General features: G+C 39.4%; 3 protein-coding genes and 1 pseudogene. All 4 read right to left on the reverse strand.

All coding sequences use genetic code 11. The features are described from left to right. Window positions 1-779: pseudogene (locus EH228_RS10045) on the reverse strand (ISAs1 family transposase); the annotation flags it as partial. Window positions 780-1,437: 658 nt separating this feature from the next. After that, window positions 1,438-1,911: a hypothetical protein gene (locus tag EH228_RS10055; protein ID WP_152321539.1), complete on the reverse strand. Its 474-nt coding sequence runs from the start codon at window positions 1,909-1,911 to the stop codon at window positions 1,438-1,440. Between the two features lie 69 nt (window positions 1,912-1,980). Beyond that, the gene (locus tag EH228_RS10060; protein ID WP_152321540.1) at window positions 1,981-2,514 is read right to left on the reverse strand and encodes a M949_RS01915 family surface polysaccharide biosynthesis protein; all 534 of its coding nucleotides are present in this window, start codon (window positions 2,512-2,514) and stop codon (window positions 1,981-1,983) included. Further along, window positions 2,511-3,346: C40 family peptidase (locus EH228_RS10065; protein WP_152321541.1), on the reverse strand; the 836-nt coding region annotated here is incomplete at its 5' end. The genes EH228_RS10065 and EH228_RS10060, both read right to left, overlap by 4 nt.

The following is a 3,346-nucleotide window of genomic DNA, read 5'->3' on the forward strand; positions in this document are numbered from 1 at the left end:
CTATCCCTTCGTCATCATCCCAGCCCAGGGTGAGTGTGTGTGGCTTCTGCTTCGCTGCTTTTCGCATCTTTCTCTTCAGCCCTGCTTTAAATCCTTTATCCTGCTTCAGGATGTTTATTGCTATACGCCCCACACCTGATAATAATTCGGCTGCATTGCCTCTTCTTATCCGGCAGTTATCCTCGTTCATTGCCACATCAAGACACCAGTGTAATTTATTTTCTATACGCCAGTGGTTTCTCATCGCTGTGGCAAATCGCTCTGCCGTTAAATCTGACGAACTTATATAATAGCGAATTTGCATTTCTGGCTCTTTCTTTTTTATTTCTGGGCAAAATGAAACTGCCACTCACCGTTTTTTTAAGTCTTTCCATTCAAATGTAAAATCAATCAAATTATCCGGAATATCACAGAAAATATGAAGGCGGTTCCTTCTCTGCAATGACTCTTTTCCGCTGTACTGTCACTGTCACTGTCATAGCCTGGATTGTTTATTTCTTTATAACGGAAAACTATCAGAAAATGCTTTATTTAATCGCCCCTGATTTCCCTTTACCGCCAATAACCAATAAATAGTCCCCCTGTTGAGCACGTATCTTTTTCGCTCTATCTTTCTGACATTCCATGGCATCGGTTGTTATCAGTTTTCCCTTTATACCCAGAAGGCTAATAAGCTCCAGCATCGCTGTAATCTTGTTAGATTTCTCATCCGTTTTTCTCTGACCCAGTACCAGGCTGTGCATTGTAGAGAAGGCGCTTATTACATGAATGGCTCCCCGCCAGACGGGGCCGTCTGGCCAGTTCATCGCGCAGGGCCGCATAATCCGGCAGCACGAGTGGGCGCTGCCTGTTTTACGCTGTTTTTGATTATTCCCGGGGAGAATGCCAGTAATCAACTTCGAAAAAATATTCGTTATCACGAATTTTAGCGAGTCCTGCGGGCTAGAGGAAATTTGGCTCATCCTGGAGCTTTCATTACCATCCCGGTCGACCTGCGAAACAATAATGCTATCGTTATTTTTCATCGCAATAGCTGTATCTTTCTGAGCAACTGATGAGTGGCCGGTAATGAATGTTACATTCAGCACCTGCAGTGCACGACGTGCCTTACGGGTTTCTCGAAGAATCCCTTGTTCTCGCTGTTTGTCGAAAGCATTTGCCTTGCTATCCTGCAATGCCCACAGAAGCAGACAAGAAGCAAACGGAACACTCCACAAAGTACTAGGCACACCTAAAGCAAATTTCCAAAAATACAGGTTTTCAACATAACGCCCAAATATACGCATTAATATAACACTGACCGAAAGCATGGCAACCAGAGCAATAATCCAACGAGAAAATTTCAGAGGCTTAGGTCTGGGATAGCATTCTGGCAAATTTTTAAGTGTATACGGCATGATTATTCCCTGCTTGCTTAATTATCTAAAACGATCAAAATCATCTATACTTTTTGAATTGCCATGATTTATGCTCAGTGCATGATTCAAAATTATTATCGTTTGAAGGATCGAAGGCTGAGCTAATTGCAATAAAATCCCCATTAGCCAGATCAATAAAAAGACCTTGGTTATTATCAACATATGCAAAGGCCATAGATCTCAGATAATTTACATCGAAAACACCATCGCTAACACTTTTCTCTATAGTTTTATAAGGGGCATTAAGATTCATTAGTATTATATTGGTAGTTTGAGGGTTCTCTTCATTTATCTTTTTAGGCTTCCCCCACATGACTATTTTCGAACCGTCACATTTAACTCTATAACCATTAACTATAGTATCCAAATATATTTTTTTAACTACCGACTTTTCTTTTATACCAATTGTATCATCTTCAATAAGTTCAACATCAACCGAACAAGCATTAAATGAAATCACAGAAAGCAAAACGAGCGCTATGAACCACCTCACCCTCTCTCCTTAAAAATATTTCTAAGCTGGATGGATCCTCAGTAGTTTTATGACATGAAACCACACGATTTAATTTACTTTTGTTGTGGAAATAGAATCCCATTTTCCCATCATGTACTTCAGAAGAGATTTGTCATTCTTGAGATTGAAATCAGGCAATGGAGCCTTCTCCCCACCGAAGCCCTCACTACCGACAATAATATGCTCTTCTCCCCTTAACGAATATTTTACACCATCTTTAAAAGCAAAATATTTTACAGTTACAGGGTCAATCCCACCAACACACCCTATTTTGTAGGCAAATAAAACGGTTCCCACACCATCAGAAAATGTTTTATTCACCTCGACAGAATCAGGTACAATATCTAATTTTATATCTTCGTCGCAGTTTCTGACAAAATCCTTAAGAGTCCAATCGTTACTATTCCCTGTGACTTGTTTAACAAGTAAGGCCACTCCACCGTCTTTGCTATCAAGTTTTTTATCTATAATTAGAACATGTTTACCGGAACTATCATTCCATACCTTTTGGAAGGCTTCAGAACTTGCAAAAGCTGATTGGGATAATACAAACGTAAAAGCAATAGCTAGTTTCCAATTCATCGTGTACTCTCTTTTCCTTTTGACTTTACGGTCATACTTAACATCTTTAAGTTCAATTCATTGACATCAAATTGTTGAAGGCTATGTTTTTGTGCCTCGTTATAATATGCTTTATAAGTTACAGGTAAAAAATATCGCATCCCTTTATAAGTGGAGAATTTAATCGTCCCTGCAGATACAGTTCCATTTATAATAGATAACCCGCCTTGGTTACCTCCCAAGCCAATGATGGCACCGTTTGCACCTCCATAAACAAGGGTAGCATGATGACCAGACGTCGCAATAGCTCCGTAAACAGGCTGAGATATTTCGAAAAAATTACTATCACCAATGAATGATCTTGCTCTGAATGGAGAATTAGATTTAGCATATCCTACTTCTTGCAAACAATAATTTACAAATGATGCGCACCACGCGTGATTGCTGCCAACGAGGTTTGGAAACATTTTTCCATAACCTATCAACTGATGGTAATTAGATGTTTTAGTTATTATAGATTCATCTGCCCCTTTCCATTTTTGAGCTTCTTTAATTGCAACCACCATCCATGAGGCCTCTCTCTGATCATGGGGGAGTAATGCAATCGGATTGCCAGAATTTTTTCCGCCAACTGAATCCAGTGATTTTTTATTCGTATTGATTACACTATTTTTTTCAGGTTTTTTATTGACTGGTTTTGAGGCTATCGGATTTGCAACTGGATTTTCAGTCTGACCAGACGTAGCATTGCCACTTTTGTCTATAGAAATTGATTGCCCGGGGTATATTTTATTAGGGTCTGATATATTATTCTGTCGTGCGATATCGTCTACACTTACTCCATTTTTTCCTG

Source organism: Erwinia endophytica (genome assembly GCF_009295515.1).
Lineage (GTDB): Bacteria > Pseudomonadota > Gammaproteobacteria > Enterobacterales > Enterobacteriaceae > Erwinia > Erwinia endophytica.